Below are 19,102 nucleotides of genomic sequence, written 5' to 3'. Positions count from 1 at the left end.
AAAGGCCCGATTCCCGCTCTGGCGCCATCGAGGCCCGACCCGGCCAAGGCTCTTGACCGGTCCAGGCCAATCCCCGTCAGGTTCAGCGGTCCAGCGGATACCGTGCCCGCACCCGGAATCCGCCGTCCTCCGTCCCGGAGGTTTCGAAGCTTCCGCCCAGCAGGCGGGCGCGTTCGGCTAGTCCGGTGAGTCCGTGGCCGCCCGACGGGAAGGCCTCGCCCGCACGGCAGGCGCGGGCGTTCTCCACCTCGATGTCCAGCGCGCCGCTCGCCGCGTGGATGCGGATCGTGGCCGTCGCGCCGGGTGCGTGCTTGTGGACGTTCGTCAGGCATTCCTGCACCGTCCGGTACGCCGCCGCCGAGACCTGGCTCGGCAGGGTGTCCGGGAGCTGCTCGACGGTCAGCTGCACCGGGACGTCGCACTCGCGGATCAGGTGGTCCAGCTCGCCGATGCCGGGCCGCGGGCCGTCGTCCCCGGAGCCGGAGCGCAGCACGCTCACCAGCGAGCGCAGTTCCTCGAGGGTTCGCGTCGACAGCTGGCGGATGACCTGCGCCGTCTCCAGCGCCGGGCCGTCCTTCGCCTGCGCCTGCAGCGCGCCGGCCTGCATGGCGATCAGCGTGATCTGGTGCGAAACCACGTCGTGCATCTCGCGGGCCAGCCGGGCGCGTTCCTCGGCGCGCACCGCGTCGGCGTGGAAGCGGCGTTCGCGGTCGCGGCTCTTGGCCAGCTCGCGCAGTTTCGCCGAGATCTCCGCGCGCGCCCCGATCAGCAGGCCGATCGCGATCGGCATCCCGGCCACCAGCACGCCGTAGATCCCGTCGAGGACGTGTTCGCGCCAGCTCAGTTCCGCGAACTCCGACAGCGGCCACCGCACGAACCGGCAGGTGAACACCAGTCCCGCGCCGACCCAGGTCTGCCAGTGCAGCTGCCGCCGTGTCGCGAGCATGCCGAGGTTGAGCATCGACGCGAGCTGCGCCCATCCGGCGAAGAACCCCGGTGCCGCGGCGAGCACCGCGAGGAACGGGAACCGCCGCCGCACCACGACCGCGAGGCACGCGGCGGCCGACAGGTAGAGCGAATAGGGCTGTGCTTTCGGCGGCACGACGAGCCAGACGTCGAGCACCGCCAGCAGCACGACCACCGCTTCGACGGCGATCGTCGCGACGATGGGCTTCCGGAACACGGCGAACGCCCCGGTCAGGCTGACTCGCCTGTCCCGCCGGGCGGCTCCCGCGGCGGAGCTGCTCATCGAGATGCCAGGAATCGAGAGTCCCTCAGTGCTCATCGCGGCGACCCCATTCGTCTTGTGGACTTAGTGATGAGATGCTCCGGCCACCCGATCGGGACGCGCGGCGGTGAACAAATGTGCGGATGCTAACGGGAACGTGTGTGTTGCCAGTAAGTTTCACCCAGAGTGGTTCTTGTGGTGTTGTAATCTCCACAACTGCTCCAACAGGATGAACATAGCGCGGTCGACATCACCTTGTGTCGATCACATCACCTTATGTTCACCATACGGCGGTTCCCACATACTGGTGAGCCGCTTTTTGGCGCAGTGTCAGTTACTCCGTTTGCCGCCCAGGTCGACGCCGGGTCCGTGCCACGCGTACAGGGGAGAGATCACCCGTGCGGGTGGGTGGGACGTGTCGCTGCGCAATCGAAGGCCGCCGCGTCGTGGCGAGCACGGACGCGGCGGCCGGGTAAGCGGGCGGGCTGAGGCTTACGCGGGCGTCTCCGCGGTCGCGACGAGAACCGCGCGGCCGAGCACGTGGCCGAACATGGTGAACCCGAGGACGGCGGGCGTCGCGTCGGCCGGGACGCCGATCGACGCGACATCCAGGGCGTGCACGACGACGAAGTAGCGGTGTTCGCCGTGACCGGCGGGCGGGGCCGCGCCGATGAAACGGGCGGCACCCGCGTCGCCGCGCAACTGGAACGCGCCCTCGGGGAGTCCGGAGCCGGTGTCGTCGCCCGCGCCTTCCGGCAGGTCGGCGACGGTGGCGGGGATGTCGGCGACGGCCCAGTGCCAGAAGCCGGAACCGGTCGGAGCGTCGGCGTCGTACACCGTGACGGCGTAGCTCTTCGTGCCTTCCGGAGCGCCGGACCAGGACAGCTGCGGCGACGTGTCCTTGCCGCCGGGCACGCCGAAGATCCCGGAGAACTGCTCGGCGGACCAGGCCGCGCCGTCGGCGACGGTTGTGCTGGTGACGGTGAAGCTCGGCACCTCGGGAAGGCGCGCGAACGGGGAGTTGGCGGACATGGGTTCCTCTCAAGAGAAGCGGTATGTCATCGACTATAACACTAATAATCGATGATTTGAGGGATCGTCTATCCTGAGCGCATGAAGCAGATGCTGTCCGAGCAGATCTACGACCAGGTCCGCGACGCGATCATGCGCGGCGAGGTCGAGCCGGGGCAGGCGCTGAAACCGCAGGAACTGGCGGCGCGGTACGAGGTCAGCCTGGCCGTGGTGCGGGAAGCGCTGGTGCGGCTGGTCGGGGAGGGCTTGGCGGAACGGCTGACGAACCGCGGGTTCGCGGTGCCCTCGCTGGCGGATCGGCGGTGGCAGGAGATCGTCGAGGCGCGCCAGACGGTCGAGCCCGCGATGCTGCGGTTGTCGGTCGCGCGCGGAGACCTGGAGTGGGAGACGCGGGTGCGCGCGGCGGGGCACCGGCTCGCCCGGACGCCGATGTATGTGCCGGACGAAGGCAGCTACTACTCCGCTGCTTGGGCGGAGGCGCACCGCTTGTTCCACCGCACGCTGCTCGACGGCTGCGGGAACGCGGTGCTGCTGGAGAATTTCGACCGGATGTGGATGGCGAGCGAACTGGCCCGGCGCTGGACGGTGCACCCGGCGTACCGGCTGCCGGTGGAGGAGGTGCTCGCCCAGCACGAGGCCTTGGAACGGGCCGCGCTGAGCCGGGACCCGGAGGAGGCGGCGGGACTGCTGACGGACCACCTCGGGGCGACGGCGGCGCTGCTGACGGGGGCGGAGTCGGCGGGGGAGTAGCGGATTCCTTGCGGCGCGAGGGAGATGGGTCCGGCGGGAGTTGCTGGCAGGCGCTTCCGATCGGAGGGAAGGTGGCGGATTCGTTGCCGCGCAACGGATTCGGGCGCGGCAGGAATGTGCGGGAGTCGCTGGCGAACCATTCGGCGGCGATGCTGCGCGGCGGGAGAGTAGCGGATTCGGTGCAGCGCGGCGGAGAAGAACTCAGCGGCAATGCGCGAGGAGTCGCTGGTGAGCCATTCAGCAACCGCCTTGCACCGCAACGAAAAAGGCTCCCCGCGCCACACGCGCGAGGAGCCCTTCCCGGCAAACCGTCTTACTCGGCTGGCGGCTGGTACACCTTCGTCAGCTTCCCGCCCGCCTCGCGGTCGAGGAGCCACAGCGTCCGCCGGTAGCCGCGGGCGCCCGAGACGGGGATCTGCGTTTCGGGCGCACCGGCCAGTGCCTGCGCGACCGCGTCCGCCTTGGCGGTTCCTGCCGTCATCAGCCACACCTCGCGGGCGCGGCGGATGGCGGGCAGCGTCAGCGATACGCGCGTCGGCGGGGGCTTCGGGCAGTCGCGGACCGGCACTACCGAGCGCTGTGTTTCGCGCACCTCGGCGGTTTCCGGGAACAGCGACGCCGTGTGGCCCTCGCCGCCGAGGCCCAGCAGCATGATGTCGAACTCCGGCACGTCCGCGCCGGGGCCCGCCGCGTCGGAGAGGACCTTCGCGTAGGCCTCGGCGGCAGCGTCGACGTCGTCGCCGAATTCGCCGTCCGACGGGGCCATCGCGTGCACCCGCTCCGGAGCCAGCGGCACGTGGTCGAGCAGGGCTTCGCGGGCGCCCTTCTCGTTGCGCTCGTCCGAATCCGCCGGGACGAACCGTTCGTCGCCCCAGTAGATGTCCAGCCGCGACCAGTCGATCGCGTCCCGCGCGCTCGACTCCCGCAGTTCGCGCAGCACGGCGATGCCGGTGCCGCCGCCGGTGAGCACCACCGACGCGGCACCGCGGGCCGCCTGCACGTCGACGATCCGGGTCACCAAGCGGGCCGCGGCGGCCGCGGCGAGCAGGTCCGGGTTTTCGTAGACGACGACCTCGGTCCGGCTCATGAGCTGCTCTTTTCCGCCGTCTTGCGTGCCGTCTTCGGCTTCGCGGCCGCAGCGGGCTTAGCGGCGGCCGCAGGCTTGGCGGCAGCGGGCTTCGATCCGTTGGAAGCGGCGATCTTGTGCAGCCCGTGCAGCGCCGCCTCGTAGATCTCGTCCGGGTCGAGCCGCCGGAGTTCCTCGACGAGGCATTCCGGGTTGCTGCGCCGCTGCAACGCGATCCGCCGCGTCGGCTGGCCCGGCTGGGTCAGCGTGCCGACCCGCCCGTCCGGCCGCGTCAGCTCCACCGCGCCCGACTTCCGCTCCAGCTTCACCGAGATGATGCCCTGCGCGCTCGAGCTCTTGACCCGGTGCACCGGTGCCTTGAGGTACTCGGCGAGCCAGCCCGCGAGCAGTTCGGTGGACGGCGAATCCGCCTCGCCGGTGACCGTCGCGCTCGTGATCTTCTCGTACGGCGGCAGGTCCAGCGCCGACACCAGCTGCGCCCGCCAGCGGGTCAGCCGGGTCCACGCCAGGTCGGTGTCACCCTCCACATAGGACTTCGCGCGCGTGGTGAGAGACCTTATCGGGCTCTTTTCCGCGGCCGAGTCGGTGATCCGCCGCTGTGCCAGCTGACCGAGCGGGTCCTCCGCGGGAGCCTTCGGACCGGCGCCCGGCCACCAGGTGACGATCGGCGCGTCCGGCAGCAGCAGCGGCACCACGGCGCTCTGCCCCTGCGCGGCCAGCGGACCGTACAGCCGCAGCACGATGACCTCGCTCGCGCCGGCGTCGCCGCCCACGCGGATCTGGCCGTCTATCCGCGGCGCGGCCGTGCGCGCGCCCTTCGCCACGACGATCACCCGCGACGGGTGCTCGCGGCTGGCGTCGTTCGCGGCCTCGATGGCGTCCTCGAGCTTGGCGTCGTCGTCCGCGACGATCACCAGCGTCAGCACCCGGCCGAGCGCGACCTGGCCGCCCTGCTCGCGGATCTCCACCAGTTTCTTGTTCAGCGCCGACGTCGTGGTCGACGGCAGGTCGATGATCACGGACGCCTCCAGTGCCTGCCGGTACGTTCCAGCATCTCGTCAGCCGACTTCGGTCCCCAGCTGCCCGGCGGGTATTGCTCCGGCGCGGTGCCGAGCTTCGCCCAGTGCGACAGCACCGGGTCGAGGATCTCCCACGACAGCTCGACTTCCTCGTTCACCGGGAACAGCGACGGCTCGCCCAGCAGCACGTCCAGGATCAGCCGTTCGTAGGCCTCCGGCGACGATTCGGTGAACGCGTGGCCGTAGCCGAAGTCCATCGTGACGTCGCGGACCTCCATCGTGGTCCCCGGCACCTTCGACCCGAACCGCAGCGTGATGCCCTCGTCCGGCTGCACGCGGATGACCAGCGCGTTCTGCCCCAGTTCCTCGGTGGAGGTGGAGTCGAACGGCAGGTGCGGCGCGCGCTTGAACACGACCGCGATCTCGGTGACGCGGCGGCCGAGCCGCTTGCCGGTGCGCAGGTAGAACGGCACGCCCGCCCAGCGGCGGTTCTGCACCTCCAGCGTCACCGCGGCGTACGTCTCGGTCTTCGAGTCCTTCGCGAACCCGGCTTCCTGCAACAGCCCCGGCACCTTCGTGCCGCCCTGCCAGCCGCCCGCGTACTGCCCGCGCGCGGTGGTCTGGTCGAGCGGCAGCATCGGCTTGGTCGCCGCCAGCACCTTGGCCTTCTCCGACCGCAGCGCCTTCGGCTCGAACGACAGCGGCTCGTCCATCGCGGTGAAGGCGAGCAACTGCAGCAGGTGGTTCTGGATGACGTCGCGCGCCGCGCCGATCCCGTCGTAGTACCCCGCGCGGCCGCCGAGGCCGATGTCCTCGGCCATGGTGATCTGCACGTGGTCGATGAAGTTCGCGTTCCAGATCGGCTCGAACAGCTGGTTCGCGAACCGCAGCGCCAGGATGTTCTGCACCGTCTCCTTGCCGAGGTAGTGGTCGATGCGGAACACCGACTCCTCGGGGAAGACGTCGTTCACGATCGCGTTGAGCTCCTTGGCGCTCTTGAGATCGTGCCCGAACGGCTTCTCGATGACCACGCGTCGCCAGGTGTTCTCGTCGGCCTGCGCGAGGCCCGAACGCGCCAGCTGCTTGGTCACCACGGGGAACGCGCCCGGCGGGATCGACAGGTAGAACGCGGTGTTGCCGCCGGTGCCGCGTTCCTCGTCCAGTTCGCGCACGGTCTTCGCGAGCCGGTCGAAGGCGTCGTCGTCGTCGAAAGTGCCCTGGACGAACCGGATACCTTCGGCGAGCCGGTTCCACACCGACTCCTTGAACGGCGTCCGCGCGTGCTCTCGCACCGAATCGTGCACCAGCTCGCCGAAGTCCTGGTGTTCCCAGTCCCGGCGGGCGAAGCCGACCAGCGAGAACCCGGCGGGCAGCAGCCCGCGGTGCGCGAGGTCGTAGATGGCGGGCATGAGCTTCTTGCGCGCCAGGTCGCCGGTGACGCCGAAGATCACCAGGCTCGACGGCCCGGCGATCCGCGGCAGCCGCTTGTCGCGGGGGTCCCGCAGCGGGTTGCGCCAGGTGGTCACTGAGCGGCCTCCTGCACTGCCCGCACGAGCTCGGCGAGCCCGGCGGCGCGGTCGGTCAGGTGCAGCCGCAGCACCGGGCGCCCGTGCTCGGCGAGCACCTGGCCGTCGCCGAGCGCCTGCGCGTGCTGGAGCTGCCCCAGCGTGTACGGGCGGTCCGGCACCGACAGGTCGTCCTCGACGGCTCCGGTGATCTGCAGGAAGCTGCCGTTCTGGTGGCCGCCCTTGTGGTACTGCCCGGTGGAGTGCAGGAACCGCGGGCCCCAGCCGAACGTCGTCTGCACGCCGGTCCGCTTGGCGATTTCGCCGCGCAGCAACGAAGTCGACGCGTCGTCCAGCCGGTCGAGGTACGCCTGCACGGCGATGTACCCGCCGTCGGCCACCGAACCGAAGAACGCGCGCAGGACGTCGGCGAGCTTGCCGTCTGTCGAAACCCCTTCGCTGCCAAAGACTTCGACGGTACCGTCCACAGTGGCCGGTGCTTCGCCGCCCTTCAGCTTCTCCGGGTCGTCCAGCAGCGCACGCGCCGCCTTCTTGGCCGCTTCGACGTCCGGCTGGTCGAACGGGTTGATCCCGATCAGCCGACCGACGAGCGCGGTCGCGAACTCCCACAAGAGGAACTGCGCGCCGAGCGGGCCGGTCACCGAGATCTGCGCCGCGCCTTCCGGCGCGCCGATCGCGACCGCGGTCGCGTCCTTGCCGTGGTCGGCGAACCCGGGCGCGTCCGGGCCCTCGACGGCCACCGGCAGCAGGCCGGTGCCGAGCTTGCCGGTGGACTCGGCGATCAGCTGCTCCGCCCAGTCCGGGAAACCCTTGATGCCCGAACCGGTGTCGGCCAGCACGACCTTCTCCGCACCGGCCTCGTGCGCCGCGCCCCACGCCGCCGCCAGCTGCACGGCCGGGTTCTCCGGCGCGTCCTCGGCGAGCGTTTCCGCGACCGATGCCGCCTGGTCGAGCAGCCGCGCGACGTCCGCGCCCGCGAGACCGGCCGGCACGAGGCCGAACGCGGTCAGCGCGGAGTAGCGGCCGCCGACGTGCGGGTCGGCCAGGAAGGTCTTGCGGTAGCCCTCCTTCTCCGCCAGCTCGGAGAACGGGGAGCCGGGATCGGTGACGACGACGATGCGTCGCGCCGCGTCGATCCCGGCGTCCGCGAACGCCTTGGCGAAGATCCGGCGGTGGCTGTCGGTCTCGACGGTGCCGCCGGATTTCGACGACACCACGATGACGGTGCGCTCGAGGTCGCCCGCGAGCGCGTCGGCCACCTGGCCGGGGTCGGTCGTGTCGAGAACCGTGAGCGGGACGCCGGCGGTGGCGGTGATGACCTCCGGCGCGAGCGACGAACCGCCCATGCCGGCGAGCACCACGCGGTCCACGCCCTCGCTGCGCAGTTCCGCGCGCAGCGCTTCGATTTCCCCGATCAACGGACGCGACGACTTGTGCAACGTCGTCCAGGACAATCGGATCGACGCTTCGGACTCGGCGTCCGGACCCCACAGGGTGGAGTCCTTGGCGGCGAGCTTGGCAGCGGCGCCGTCGGCGGCCAGCCGCTGCGCCAGCGGCGCTGCCTTTTCTGCCAGTTCGGCGTCGACGATCACGACGCCGGTTTCGTCCCCGCTCATGGTCTCTGGTTCAGCCCCTCGCTTTGTTCAGCTGCCCGGTCACCGTGTCCAGCAGTTCCTGCCAGGACTTCTCGAACTTCTCGACGCCTTCGGTCTCCAGCGTCACGAACACGTCCGGCACGTCGATGCCGGCCGCCGACAGCTTGTCGAAGATCGCCTGCGCCTGCTCGCCCTTTCCGGAAACCGTGTCGCCGGTGATCTCGGCGTGGTCGGCGACCGAGTCCATGGTCTTCTCGGGCATCGTGTTCACGACGTCCTTGACCACGAGCTGGTCGACGTACCGGGTGTCGGAGTAGGCCGGGTCCTTCACGCCGGTGGAGGCCCACAGCGGACGCTGCGCGTTCGCGCCGGCCTCGGCGAGCGCCTTCCACTGGTCCGTGGCGAACAGCTTCTCGAAGGCCGCGTACGCGAGCCGCGCGTTGGCGATGGCCGCCTCGCCCAGCAGCGCCTTGGCCTCGTCGGTGCCGATCGCGTTCAGCCGCTTGTCGACCTCGCTGTCCACACGGGACACGAAGAACGACGCGACCGAGTGGATGCCCTTGAGGTCGTGGCCGTTGGCCTTCGCCTGCTCGAGACCGGCGAAGAAGGCCTTGATGACGGCCTCGTAGCGCTCGACGGAGAAGATCAGCGTGACGTTGACGCTGATGCCCTCGGCGAGCACCGCGGTGATCGCGGGCAGGCCCTCTTCGGTCGCCGGGATCTTGATCATCACGTTCGGCCGGTCGACGGTCTTCCACAGGTCCTTGGCCTCGGCCACCGTCTTGTCGGTGTCCTTCGCCAGGCGCGGGTCCACCTCGATGGACACGCGGCCGTCGACGCCGTTCGTGGCGTTGTACACGTCGCGGAACAGGTCCGCGGCGTTGCGCACGTCGGTGGTGGTCAGCTCCCGGACGGTGCCGTCGAGGTCCGCACCGCGCGCGGCGAGGTCGTTGACCTGCTCGTCGTAGGCGGCGCCCTTCGACAGCGCGTTCGCGAAGATCGTCGGGTTGGTGGTCACGCCGACGACGTGCTTGTCGCGGATGAGCCCGGCGAGGTTGCCCGAGTTCAGGCGCTCCCGCGAGAGGTCGTCCAGCCAGATCGAGACGCCTGCTTCGGACAGCTGTGCGAGCCGATCAGTGCTCATGGTTGCTCTCCCTTCAGTTCTTGGTGTTGGCGATCGAGCGGCGGGCGGCGTCGACCACGGCTTCGGCGGTGAAGCCGAACTCGCGGAAGAGCGTCGCGGCGTCGGCCGAGGCGCCGTAGTGCTCGATCGACACGTTCTCGCCGGCGTCGCCGGTGAAGCGCTGCCACGGCATCGCGATCCCGGCTTCGACCGAAACGCGGGCCTTGACCGTCGGCGGCAGGACGGCGTCCTTGTAGTCCTGGTCCTGCGCGTCGAACCACTCGACGCACGGCATCGAGACCACGCTGGCGGGGATGCCGTCGGCCTCGAGGGTCTTGCGCGCCTCGACGGCCAGCTGGACCTCGGAACCGGTCGCGATCAGCACGACCTCCGGGGTGCCGTTGGACGCCTCGGCCAGCACGTAGCCGCCCTTCTTGACGCCCTCGGCGTTCGTGCCCTCCAGCACCGGCACGTTCTGCCGGGTCAGCGCGAAGCCGGACGGGTGGTGCACGTCCTCCAGCACGGCCTTCCACGCGTACGCGGTCTCGTTGGCGTCCGCCGGGCGGACGACGTTGAGGCCCGGGATGGCGCGCAGCGCGGCGATCTGCTCGATCGGCTGGTGCGTCGGGCCGTCCTCGCCGAGACCGATCGAGTCGTGCGTCCACACGTAGATGACCGGGGCCTTCATCAGCGCGGCGAGCCGGACCGGCGGGCGCATGTAGTCGGAGAAGGTGAGGAAGGTCGCGCCGTACGGGCGGGTGCCGCCGTGCAGCGCGATGCCGTTGAGGATCGAGCCCATCGCGTGCTCGCGGATGCCGAAGTGCAGCGTGCGGCCGTACGGGTTGGTCTTCCACATGTCGGTGCCGGCCGCGGCCGGGCCGAACGAGTCGGCGCCCTTCATGGTGGTGTTGTTGCTCTCCGCGAGGTCCGCGGAACCGCCCCACAGCTCGGGCAGCGGCTCGGCCAGCGCGTTGAGCACCTCGCCGGAGGCCTTGCGGGTGGCGATGCCCTTGGCGTCGGGCTCCCACGACGGCAGGTTGTCCGCGAAGCCCTCGGGCAGCGTGCGGGTCGACAGCCGGTCGGCCAGCTTCTTGCGTTCCGGGTTCGCCGCGGCCCACGCCTCGAAGCGCTCCTGCCACTCGGCGCGCTGCTTCTCGCCGCGCTCGATCGCCTGGCGGGTGTGCGCGAGCACGGCCTCGTCGACGTCGAAGTTCTTCTCCGGGTCGAAGCCCAGCGCCTTCTTGACGCCCGCGACCTCTTCCGCGCCCAGCGCCGCGCCGTGCGCCTTGCCGGTGTTCATCTTCGTCGGGGCCGGGTAGCCGATGATCGTGCGCAGCTGGATGAACGACGGCCGCGTGGTCTCGGCCTGCGCCGCCTTGATGGCCGCCTCGATCGCGACGACGTCCTCGCCGCCCTCGACGGTCTGCACGTGCCAGCCGTAGGCCTCGTACCGCTTCGCGACGTCCTCGGACAGCGCGATGTTGGTGTCGTCCTCGATGGAGATCTTGTTGTCGTCGTAGAAGACGATCAGGTTGCCCAGTTCCTGGCGGCCCGCGATGGACGAGGCCTCGGAGGTGACGCCCTCTTCGATGTCGCCGTCGGAGGCGATCACGTAGATGTGGTGGTCGAAGATGCTCTCGCCGGCGGGGGCGTCCGGGTCCAGCAGGCCGCGCTCGCGGCGCGCCGCCATCGCCATGCCGACGCCGTTCGCGAGGCCCTGGCCCAGCGGGCCGGTGGTGGTCTCGACGCCCTTGGTGTGCCGGTACTCCGGGTGGCCCGGGGTCTTGGAGCCCCAGCGGCGCAGCTGCTCGAGGTCTTCCAGCTCCAGGCCGAACCCGGCCAGGTACAGCTGGATGTAGAGGGTCAGGCTGGAGTGCCCGGCGGAGAGGACGAACCGGTCGCGGGCGGGCCACTCCGGGTCGGCGGGGTCGTGCCGCATCGTGCGCTGGAACAGCGTGTACGCCAGCGGCGCCAGGCTCATCGCAGTGCCCGGGTGCCCGCTGCCGCATTTTTCGACGGCGTCCGCGGCCAGCACGCGGGCGGTGTCCACGGCGCGGGTGTCGGTCTCGGTCCAGTCGGCCGGCACGTTGCGCCGGAGCAAGGGGTTGGTCTCGCTGCTAGAGGTTTCGGACACTGAACTCGAACTCCTGCGTCGGTGAAGTGGTGGCTGTATTCCGTGCGTGCCGCTCAAGTGCTGCGGTGTGCGCCCTCAGTTATCTCAATCGATCCCGAAGGGACGATATTCCTGCTGGCGGCGCTGTGCAGGCGGAGCGAGCGGCCCGTCGCTGTCACCCTAGTGCGTGCGCGCGAGCGCGGGCGCGGGCGCTGCGGGTGAGGTGATCCTGCCCGCCTGTCTGTCTCCGGCTACCCGCCGCGGGCCGTCCCGACTCATCGCGGCCCGCCGCGGCGGACGTGACGGAGGGAACACCGCCGGGCGTGTCCCGGACCCGCGGGCGTCGGGCCGGTCCGTCACGTCTAACATCGATCGCGGGCCAGGCACGGAAGTTCTCCATGAGCACCACCTCTTCTTCCGCGCCGCCCGGCCCAGGACTGACTCAGGGAGAGAAATGTCGTTGGTGAACGCTGCGCACGGACGCAGTGAAGACACCAGCGCCGTACCCCCGGACGGCGGACGGCCGAGCGGGGCCCGGCGAAGCTTCCGCCAGGTGGCCGGCGCGTACGCCGCGCTGGCGAAGCCGCGCGTGATCGAGCTTCTCCTCGTCACCACGATCCCCGCGATGTTCCTCGCCGGGCGCGAGGTGCCGAACCCGTGGCTGGTGGTCGCGACGCTGGTCGGCGGCACCATGGCCGCGGGCAGCGCGAACGCGCTCAACTGCGTGATCGACAGCGACATCGACAAGGTCATGAACCGCACCAAGCGGCGGCCGCTGGTGAAGGACGCGGTGCCGCGGCGCAACGCGCTGGTCTTCGGACTCGTCCTGGGCATCGCCTCGTTCGCCGTCCTGTACTTCACGGTGAACCTGCTGGCGGCGGTCCTCGCGATCGCGACCATCCTGTTCTACATCTTCGTCTACACCCTCGGCCTCAAGCGGCGGACGTCGCAGAACGTGGTCTGGGGCGGGGCCGCGGGCTGCATGCCGGTGCTGATCGGCTGGGTCGCGGTCACCGGCACCGTGCAGTGGCCGGCGTTCGTGATGTTCGGCGTGATCTTCTTCTGGACGCCGCCGCACACCTGGGCGCTGGGCATGAAGTACCGCGACGACTACGAGCGCGCGGGCGTGCCGATGCTCCCGGTCGTCGCGACCGCCGAGCACGTGGCCCGGCAGATCGTCATCTACTCGTGGGTGATGGTCGCCTGGACGCTGCTGCTGCTCCCGGTCACCAGCTGGCTGTACGCGACCTTCGCGATCCTCGCCGGCGGCTGGTTCCTCTTCTACGCGCACCGGCTGCAGGCCGCCGTGCACCGCGGCGAGGAGACCAAGCCGATGGCGCTGTTCCACCGGTCGAACACGTACCTGATGATCGTGTTCGTCGCGCTGGCGGTCGACTCGGCGATCGGCTTGCCGGTCCTCGGCCTGCCTTTCTGACCCGACCCGTTCGCACCCGATCCGCGCCGGGCAGGAATGGCCCGGGATCCTCGCCGGTTGCACTCTTCCGGCCCCGATCCCGACCTGAAAGCAGGACCTTTCCTTGCCCGAGGAACCGGCCTACGAAGCCGAGCTGCGCCGCGAGCAGGCTTATGTCGACGCGCTGTTCGCGAAGCTCGACGCCGAACGCACCCAGACCCAGCGCCGCCTCGACGAGACCCTGCGCCAGACCGGCGGGACGCCGCAGGCGCGGACCGAACGCGAAGCCGCCACGAACCTGCACAGCGACCGGCTCGCCCAGCTCGGTTCGGTCGAACAGGGGCTGTGCTTCGGCCGGCTGGACTTCGGGCCCGGCAGCGCCTCCGAAGACACCGAGGAAACCGCCTACATCGGACGGCTCGGGCTGTTCGACGAGGACGACGACTACCGGCCGCTGCTGATCGACTGGCGCGCGCCGGTCGCGCGGCCCTTCTACCTCGCCACCGCCGCTTCGCCGGACGGCGTGCGCCGCCGTCGCCACCTGCGGTCGCTGAGCCGTCGCGTCACCGGGTTCGACGACGAGATCCTCGACCTGACCGCCGCCGACCAGGGCCAGGACCTCGGGCTCGCCGGCGAGGCCGCGTTGCTGGCCGCGCTGGAGCGCCGGCGGACCGGCGAGATGGCCGACATCGTCGCCACCATCCAGGCCGAACAGGACCGGATCATCCGCGCGCCGCTCGGCGGGGTGATGGTGGTGCAGGGCGCGCCGGGCACCGGCAAGACCGCGGTCGCGCTGCACCGCGCGGCATACCTGCTCTACACGCACCGCCAGCAGCTGACCACGCGCGGCGTGCTCGTCGTCGGCCCGAACTCGACCTTCCTGCGCTACATCGGCCAGGTGCTGCCGTCGCTCGGCGAGACCGGCGTGCTGCTGTCGACCATCGGGCAGCTGTGGCCGGGCCTGGACGCGGACGGAGTCGAGTCGCCGGAAGCGGCCGAGGTGAAGGGCCGGCTGGTGATGGCCGAGGTGCTCGCCAAGGCAGTCCGCGACCGGCAAGGTGTACCCGATCCGGTGATCGAGATCGAGCACGAACGCGAAATCCTCAAGCTCGACCGGAAGACCTGCGCGCAGGCCCGCACCCGGGCTCGCCGTTCGCGCCGGCCGCACAACCTCGCGCGACGGCTGTTCGTCTCCGACGTGCTCGACGCGCTCACCCGGCAGGCCGCGCGTGCGCTGGGCGAGGACCTGCTGGACGCGCAGGACGTCCAGGACATCCGTGCCGAGCTCGCGTCGAGCCCCGCGGTGGCCGCCGCGCTGAACTCGCTGTGGCCGAAACTCACGCCCGCGGGCCTGCTGGACGACCTGTTCGCCGAGCGCGAACACCTCGACCGGGCGGCGGGCGAGCTGCTGTCCGAAGAGGACCGGAAGCACCTGGAGAGCGGCCGCGACGCGAAGTGGACGCCCGCCGACGTGCCGCTGCTCGACGAACTGGCCGAACTGCTCGGCAGCGACGACTCCGAGGAGGAGGCCGAGCAGAAGCGCCAGGAACGCGTCGAGCGCGCGTATGCCGAAGGCGTGCTGGACATTCTCGAGCAGGACGAGGAAATCCAGGACGAGGAGATCCTGCGGGTGTCCGACGTGCTGGACGCCGAACTGTTCGCCGAACGCCAGCAGGCGCGCAGCGAGCTGACCGCGGCGCAACGGGCGGCGCAGGACCGGACGTGGACGTTCGGGCACGTGATCGTGGACGAGGCGCAGGAACTGTCCGCGATGGACTGGCGCCTGCTGATGCGCCGCACGCCGAACCGGTCGATGACGCTGGTCGGCGACGTCGCGCAGACCGGGGCCGCCGGGGGAGCGCGGACTTGGGACGAGGTGCTGTCGCCCTATGTCGCGGACCGCTGGCGGCTGGAGCAGCTGACGGTGAATTACCGCACCCCGGCGGAGATCATGGCGGTCGCGGCGGGCGTGCTTGCTGAACTGGACGTGGACCTGGCCGCGCCCGCATCGGTGCGGGAGACCGGGGTGCCGCCGTGGGGCGTGGAGGTCGCCTCGCTGGACGAGGAACTGCCGCCGCTGGTGGCCGCGGAACTGTCCGCTGTGGACGGTGGGACGGTCGCGGTCCTGGTGCCGGGTTCGCGCATGGACGAGGTGCGGAAGCTGCTTCCGGAGGACGACCGGCTGAGCGTGCTGACCGTCGATCGTTCCAAGGGACTGGAGTTCGACGGGGTCGTGCTGGTGTCGCCGGACGAGATCGTGGCTGGCTCGGCGCGCGGGCTGAACGACCTGTACGTGGCGCTGACCCGGGCGACGCAGCGGCTCGGCGTGGTGCGGACTGGTCCGGCGGTGCCCGCGCTCGGCGGGCTTGGTTAACCCGGACCCCGCCCCACCACCGCCCTCAACGGAACGGCTGCGCCGTGCGGATAAAGTCCGGGCATGCAGAACATCGGCAGGACAGCTGTCCTCGGCGCGGTCGTGGCGGTCGCCGCGTTCGGCCTCACGGCCTGCGGCGGCGACAGCAGCGCGGCTCCGGCGACCCCGAGCCGCGAGTGCACCGCGGACGACATCAAGACCACCGGGAACTTCGGCCAGGCGCCGACGATCACCATCCCGGACGACTGTGCCCCGCCGAAGAAGCTGCTCACCAAGGACCTCTCCGCGGGCGCCGGGAAGGCCGCGGCCGCCGGGTCGAAGCTGTCCATGAACTACCTGGTCGTCACCTGGTCGAACAAGAAGAAGCTGGACAGCTCGTTCGACCGCGGCGAGCCGTTCGGCCTCGATCTCGGCGCCGGCCAGGTCATCGAGGGCTGGGACCAGGGCCTCGTCGGCGTCAAACAGGGCGGGCGGCGGTTGATGATCATCCCGCCCGCCCTCGCCTACAAGGACGGCGGACGCGGCATCGCGCCCAACGAAACGCTGGTGTTCGTGACCGACGCCCTCTCGGTTTCCTGAGTCAGGGGATCAGCAGCAGCTTCCCGGTCGTCCGGCGTCCCTGCAGGTCCTCGTGGGCCTTGCGGGCGTCGGCGAGCGGGTAGCGGCCGCCGATGCGGACGTTCAGCGAACCGTCCTGCACGGCGGCGAACAGTTCGCCGGCGCGCCAGTCGAGTTCCTCGCGCGTGCGCAGGTAGTGGCCGAGCGTCGGGCGGGTCAGGAAGAGCGAGCCGCCGGAGTTGAGCCGTTGCGGGTCGACCGGCGGCACCGGGCCGCTGGCCGCGCCGAACAGCGCCAGGGTGCCGCGGATCTTCAGGCTCGCGAGGCTGCCGTCGAAGGTGCTCTTGCCCACGCCGTCGTAGACCGCGGCGACGCCTTCGCCGTCGGTCAGCTCGCGGGTCACGGCGGCGAAGTCCTCGCGGTCGTAGCGGATCACGTGGTCCGCGCCGGCGCCGCGAGCCAGTTCGGCCTTCTCGTCGGTGGACACGGTGCACAGCACTCGCGCGCCGCGCGCCTTCGCTAGCTGGACCAGCAACAGACCGACGCCGCCGGCCGCCGCGTGGACGAGGATGTCGTCGCCTGCCTGGACTTCGTAGGTCGAACGCACCAGGTAGTGCGCCGTCATGCCCTGCAGCATCGTGGCGGCGGCGAGCTCGTCGGACACGCCGTCCGGCACCTTCACCGTGGCGCTGGCCGGGACCACCGCGCGCTGGGCGTAGCTGCCGAGCACGCCCTGCCAGGTCACGCGGTCGCCGGGGGCGAATTCGGTGACGCCCTCGCCGGTCTCCACGACGGTCCCGGCGCCCTCGGAGCCGAGGACGAACGGCAGGTCGATCGGGTAGATGCCCTGGCGCTGGTAGGTGTCGATGTAGTTGACGCCCGCGGCGGCGAGGTCGACCAGCAGTTCGCCCGCGCCGGGCGGGCCGGGCTCGATCTCGGCCAGTTCCAGCACTTCCGGGCCGCCGGTCCGGGTCACCTGCACTGCGGTCGGCATCGTTCCTCCTCGAGATGGGCGCGTCTGGCGTCCACTATGGCCGAGAACACGGTCGGGCCGCGGGGGCGGGGGTCTCGGGTTAAGCTCCGGACGTGGCTGAGGAGACCGAAAACACGCCGACCGCGCCGACTGCCCGCCAGCTGGCGTCCGCCCGCGACTTCGTGGCGAAGCACGGGAAACCGTCGCGCGCCGTGGTCGAGAACATCGGCCTCGCCGGCGCGCGGGTCGTGCTCGTGGGCCCGGACGGGGCGATGGGCGACGTGCTGGTCGCCGGGGTCGAAACCGGGAACGCGCTGGTCGAGCAGGTCGACGACCTCGAGGCCGCGGAGTGGGACAGCGAAACCGTGAAGACTGTCAAAATCGGTGCCGCGCACCGGCGCAAGATGGCCGGGCCGCGAGCAGGCCGGTGACCCGCTCGGCGATTTTCGTCGGCTGCGCCGCGCTGCCCGAGGGCGACGGCGACGAGGCCGCGGTGCTGCCCGCGCTCGCGGACCTCGGATTCACCGTGAGCTGGGCGGCCTGGGACGCGGCCGCGGACTTCGCCTCGGCGGACATCGTCGTGCTGCGCGCCGCCTGGGACTACCCGGAGCGGCGCGAGGAATTCCTCAGCTGGTGCGAGGACGTGCCCGGGCTGAGCAATCCGGCCGCGGTCGTGCGGTGGAACACGGACAAGACGTATCTCGGCGAACTGCTCGACGCCGGGGTGCCGACGGTGCCGGTCGAGATCGTGCCGCCGGGGGAGAAGCCGCGCTGGCCGAAGAAGCCGTTCGTGGTGAAGCCTTCGGTGGGCGCGGGAGGCCGCGGCGCCGCCCGGTTCTCCGCCGCCGGTGCGGACGCGGAGCAGCATCTGCGCACTTTGCACGACGAGGGCCGCACGGGTCTGGTGCAGCCGTATCAGTCCAGTGTGGACGCTCAGGGCGAGATTGCGGTGACGTATTTCGGCGGCGTTTATTCGCACGCCTTCACGAAATTCGCGCCGCTGGAGTCCTCAATGGACAGTTCCGGGCTGTACCGGGAGGAGCGGCTCGCGGCCGCGGTCCCGGCCCCGGAGGTGCGCGCGGTGGCGGAGGACGCGCTGGACGCCGCTTGCGGGCTGCTCGGGATCTTGCGGGCGGAACTGCTGTACGCACGGGTCGACCTGGTCCGCGGGGACGACGGGCGTCCGCTGGTGCTGGAGTTGGAATTGACCGAGCCTTCGCTGGGTTTCCGACACGCGGACGCGGGCGCGCCGCTGCGGTTCGCGTCGGCGGTGCGGCAGCAGCTGGCCTAGCCCCGCCCGGCAATGCTTGAAGGTCCGTGAAGGGCTCCTTGAGGGAATCAGATTCCCTCAAGGAGCCCTTCACGGACTGTCAGCCGGGTTGGTGGACGCGTTTAGTGGCGAGTCGTTCCGGCCGGGGCCACCGGACGTCAGTCGCCCAGCCGAGGCGTTCGAAGGTCCAGATCACCCGCGCCGAGACGTCCACTTGGCCGCGCAGGACGCCGTGCCGGGCGCAGGTCGGGTCGGCGTGATGGGAGTTGTGCCAGGACTCTCCCATGGACAGCAGCGCCAGCGGCCAGAAGTTCGCGGCGCGGTCGCGGCTCGCGAACGGGCGGTCGCCGATCAGGTGGCACACCGAGTTCACCGACCAGGTCACGTGGTGCAGGAACGCGATCCGCACCAGCCCGGCCCAGAAGAACGCCGTCAGCGCGCCCTGCCAGGTGCCGCTGAACGCCCAGCCGAGGGCGGCGGGCAGGGCGAGGCTGAGCGTGATCCACAGCCAGAAGAACCGGTTCACCAGGCGCAGGTCGCGGTCGCCGACGAGGTCGGGCGCGAAACGGTCGGCGTTGGTGACCTCGCGCTGGAACATCCAGCCCATGTGCGCGTGCCAGAACCCGCGCAGCAGCGCCGTCGGCGAGGTGCCGAACAGCCACGGCGAATGCGGATCGCCCTCGCGGTCGGAGAACGCGTGGTGGCGGCGGTGGCTCGCGACCCAGAAGATCACCGAACCCTGCACCGCCATGCTGCCCGCGATGGCTAGCGCGATCCGCAGCGGGCGGCCCGCTTTGAACGCGCCGTGGGTGAAGTAGCGGTGGTACCCGACGGTCACGCCGAGCGTGGCGAGCACGTAGAAAACGGTCGCGAGGATCAGGTCGGTCCAGTCGATGCCCCATCCCCACACCAGCGGCACGGCGGCGATCAACGCGGCGAACGGCACGAGCAGGAACGTCTTGAGCACGAGCATCTCGGCGGTCCCGCGCCGGCCGGAGAGCAGGGGTTTGGCGGCACGGGCAGGGGCGGTCGGCATGGCG

16 protein-coding genes are annotated in these 19,102 nt (G+C 70.7%); 6 read left to right on the top strand and 10 right to left on the bottom strand.

Annotated features, from left to right (window positions below):
* Positions 1–82 precede the first annotated feature (82 nt).
* Complete coding sequence (locus EIZ44_RS22150; protein WP_167754239.1) at positions 83–1,285, bottom strand: sensor histidine kinase; 1,203 nt, start codon at positions 1,283–1,285, stop codon at positions 83–85.
* A 435-nt stretch (positions 1,286–1,720) separates the two neighbouring features.
* The gene (locus EIZ44_RS22145) at positions 1,721–2,260 is read right to left on the bottom strand and encodes a YbhB/YbcL family Raf kinase inhibitor-like protein (protein ID WP_134730927.1); all 540 of its coding nucleotides are present in this window, start codon (positions 2,258–2,260) and stop codon (positions 1,721–1,723) included.
* A gap of 90 nt (positions 2,261–2,350) precedes the next feature.
* Between EIZ44_RS22145 and EIZ44_RS22140 the strand changes: the two genes are divergently transcribed.
* Positions 2,351–3,010 carry a GntR family transcriptional regulator gene (locus tag EIZ44_RS22140; protein WP_205673268.1) on the top strand — a complete coding sequence of 220 codons (660 nt, stop codon included), beginning with the start codon at positions 2,351–2,353 and terminating at the stop codon, positions 3,008–3,010.
* A gap of 313 nt (positions 3,011–3,323) precedes the next feature.
* On the opposite strand, the gene pgl is transcribed toward EIZ44_RS22140, so the two are convergent.
* The 6 genes from pgl to tkt are packed head-to-tail and all read right to left on the bottom strand — an operon-like array spanning position 3,324 to position 11,494.
* Positions 3,324–4,097: a 6-phosphogluconolactonase gene (pgl, locus tag EIZ44_RS22135; protein WP_134730923.1), complete on the bottom strand. Its 774-nt coding sequence runs from the start codon at positions 4,095–4,097 to the stop codon at positions 3,324–3,326.
* Positions 4,094–5,116, bottom strand: a complete 1,023-nt coding sequence (opcA, locus tag EIZ44_RS22130) for a glucose-6-phosphate dehydrogenase assembly protein OpcA (protein ID WP_037814651.1) — start codon at positions 5,114–5,116, stop codon at positions 4,094–4,096. The genes pgl and opcA overlap by 4 nt, the downstream gene beginning before the upstream one ends.
* The gene (gene zwf, locus EIZ44_RS22125) at positions 5,113–6,642 is read right to left on the bottom strand and encodes a glucose-6-phosphate dehydrogenase (RefSeq protein WP_037814653.1); all 1,530 of its coding nucleotides are present in this window, start codon (positions 6,640–6,642) and stop codon (positions 5,113–5,115) included. Before zwf ends, opcA begins: the two co-directional genes overlap by 4 nt.
* Positions 6,639–8,258, bottom strand: a complete 1,620-nt coding sequence (locus EIZ44_RS22120; protein ID WP_134730921.1) for a phosphoglucose isomerase-related protein — start codon at positions 8,256–8,258, stop codon at positions 6,639–6,641. Before EIZ44_RS22120 ends, zwf begins: the two co-directional genes overlap by 4 nt.
* Positions 8,259–8,268: 10 nt before the next feature.
* A complete protein-coding gene (gene tal, locus EIZ44_RS22115) occupies positions 8,269–9,381 on the bottom strand; it encodes a transaldolase (RefSeq protein WP_037814657.1) in 1,113 nt (370 codons plus the stop codon).
* 13 nt (positions 9,382–9,394) lie between these two features.
* Complete coding sequence (tkt, locus tag EIZ44_RS22110) at positions 9,395–11,494, bottom strand: transketolase (RefSeq protein ID WP_134730919.1); 2,100 nt, start codon at positions 11,492–11,494, stop codon at positions 9,395–9,397.
* Between the two features lie 433 nt (positions 11,495–11,927).
* Here tkt and EIZ44_RS22105 point away from each other — a divergent pair, with 433 nt between their 5' ends.
* From EIZ44_RS22105 to EIZ44_RS22095, 3 genes are all read left to right on the top strand, one after another.
* A complete protein-coding gene (locus EIZ44_RS22105) occupies positions 11,928–12,908 on the top strand; it encodes a heme o synthase (protein WP_134730917.1) in 981 nt (326 codons plus the stop codon).
* A gap of 103 nt (positions 12,909–13,011) precedes the next feature.
* The gene (locus EIZ44_RS22100) at positions 13,012–15,261 is read left to right on the top strand and encodes a HelD family protein (RefSeq protein ID WP_134730915.1); all 2,250 of its coding nucleotides are present in this window, start codon (positions 13,012–13,014) and stop codon (positions 15,259–15,261) included.
* A gap of 63 nt (positions 15,262–15,324) precedes the next feature.
* A complete protein-coding gene (locus EIZ44_RS22095) occupies positions 15,325–15,840 on the top strand; it encodes an FKBP-type peptidyl-prolyl cis-trans isomerase (RefSeq protein ID WP_134730913.1) in 516 nt (171 codons plus the stop codon).
* Position 15,841: 1 nt separating this feature from the next.
* On the opposite strand, the gene EIZ44_RS22090 is transcribed toward EIZ44_RS22095, so the two are convergent.
* Positions 15,842–16,813, bottom strand: a complete 972-nt coding sequence (locus EIZ44_RS22090; protein ID WP_134730911.1) for a quinone oxidoreductase family protein — start codon at positions 16,811–16,813, stop codon at positions 15,842–15,844.
* Between the two features lie 92 nt (positions 16,814–16,905).
* On the opposite strand from EIZ44_RS22090, the gene EIZ44_RS22085 reads away from it, so the two are divergent.
* Together EIZ44_RS22085 and EIZ44_RS22080 are read left to right on the top strand one after the other, a co-directional pair.
* Complete coding sequence (locus EIZ44_RS22085) at positions 16,906–17,223, top strand: hypothetical protein (RefSeq protein ID WP_009075903.1); 318 nt, start codon at positions 16,906–16,908, stop codon at positions 17,221–17,223.
* A complete protein-coding gene (locus tag EIZ44_RS22080; protein WP_043827450.1) occupies positions 17,220–18,083 on the top strand; it encodes an ATP-grasp domain-containing protein in 864 nt (287 codons plus the stop codon). Before EIZ44_RS22085 ends, EIZ44_RS22080 begins: the two co-directional genes overlap by 4 nt.
* A 79-nt stretch (positions 18,084–18,162) precedes the next feature.
* On the opposite strand, the gene EIZ44_RS22075 is transcribed toward EIZ44_RS22080, so the two are convergent.
* Entirely contained in the window at positions 18,163–19,098 is a 936-nt protein-coding gene (locus tag EIZ44_RS22075; protein WP_134730909.1) for an acyl-CoA desaturase, read from the bottom strand.
* Positions 19,099–19,102: the final 4 nt, after the last annotated feature.

Source organism: Amycolatopsis nivea, from assembly GCF_004522235.1.
In the GTDB taxonomy this organism is placed as follows: Bacteria; Actinomycetota; Actinomycetes; order Mycobacteriales; family Pseudonocardiaceae; genus Amycolatopsis; species Amycolatopsis nivea.
The sequence above is the reverse complement of the archived record's forward strand: the minus strand, read 5'-3'. Positions and strand labels throughout refer to the sequence as shown.

Excerpts from the sequence above, each read along its gene's own strand:
- EIZ44_RS22150 (WP_167754239.1), bottom strand. The coding sequence starts at position 1,285 with ATGAGCACTGAGGGACTCTCGATTCCTGGCATCTCGATGAGCAGCTCC.
- EIZ44_RS22145 (WP_134730927.1), bottom strand. The coding sequence starts at position 2,260 with ATGTCCGCCAACTCCCCGTTCGCGCGCCTTCCCGAGGTGCCGAGCTTC.
- EIZ44_RS22140 (WP_205673268.1), top strand. The coding sequence starts at position 2,351 with ATGCTGTCCGAGCAGATCTACGACCAGGTCCGCGACGCGATCATGCGC.
- pgl (WP_134730923.1), bottom strand. The coding sequence starts at position 4,097 with ATGAGCCGGACCGAGGTCGTCGTCTACGAAAACCCGGACCTGCTCGCC.
- EIZ44_RS22120 (WP_134730921.1), bottom strand. The coding sequence starts at position 8,258 with ATGAGCGGGGACGAAACCGGCGTCGTGATCGTCGACGCCGAACTGGCA.
- tal (WP_037814657.1), bottom strand. The coding sequence starts at position 9,381 with ATGAGCACTGATCGGCTCGCACAGCTGTCCGAAGCAGGCGTCTCGATC.
- EIZ44_RS22105 (WP_134730917.1), top strand. The coding sequence starts at position 11,928 with ATGTCGTTGGTGAACGCTGCGCACGGACGCAGTGAAGACACCAGCGCC.
- EIZ44_RS22095 (WP_134730913.1), top strand. The coding sequence starts at position 15,325 with ATGCAGAACATCGGCAGGACAGCTGTCCTCGGCGCGGTCGTGGCGGTC.
- EIZ44_RS22090 (WP_134730911.1), bottom strand. The coding sequence starts at position 16,813 with ATGCCGACCGCAGTGCAGGTGACCCGGACCGGCGGCCCGGAAGTGCTG.
- EIZ44_RS22075 (WP_134730909.1), bottom strand. The coding sequence starts at position 19,098 with ATGCCGACCGCCCCTGCCCGTGCCGCCAAACCCCTGCTCTCCGGCCGG.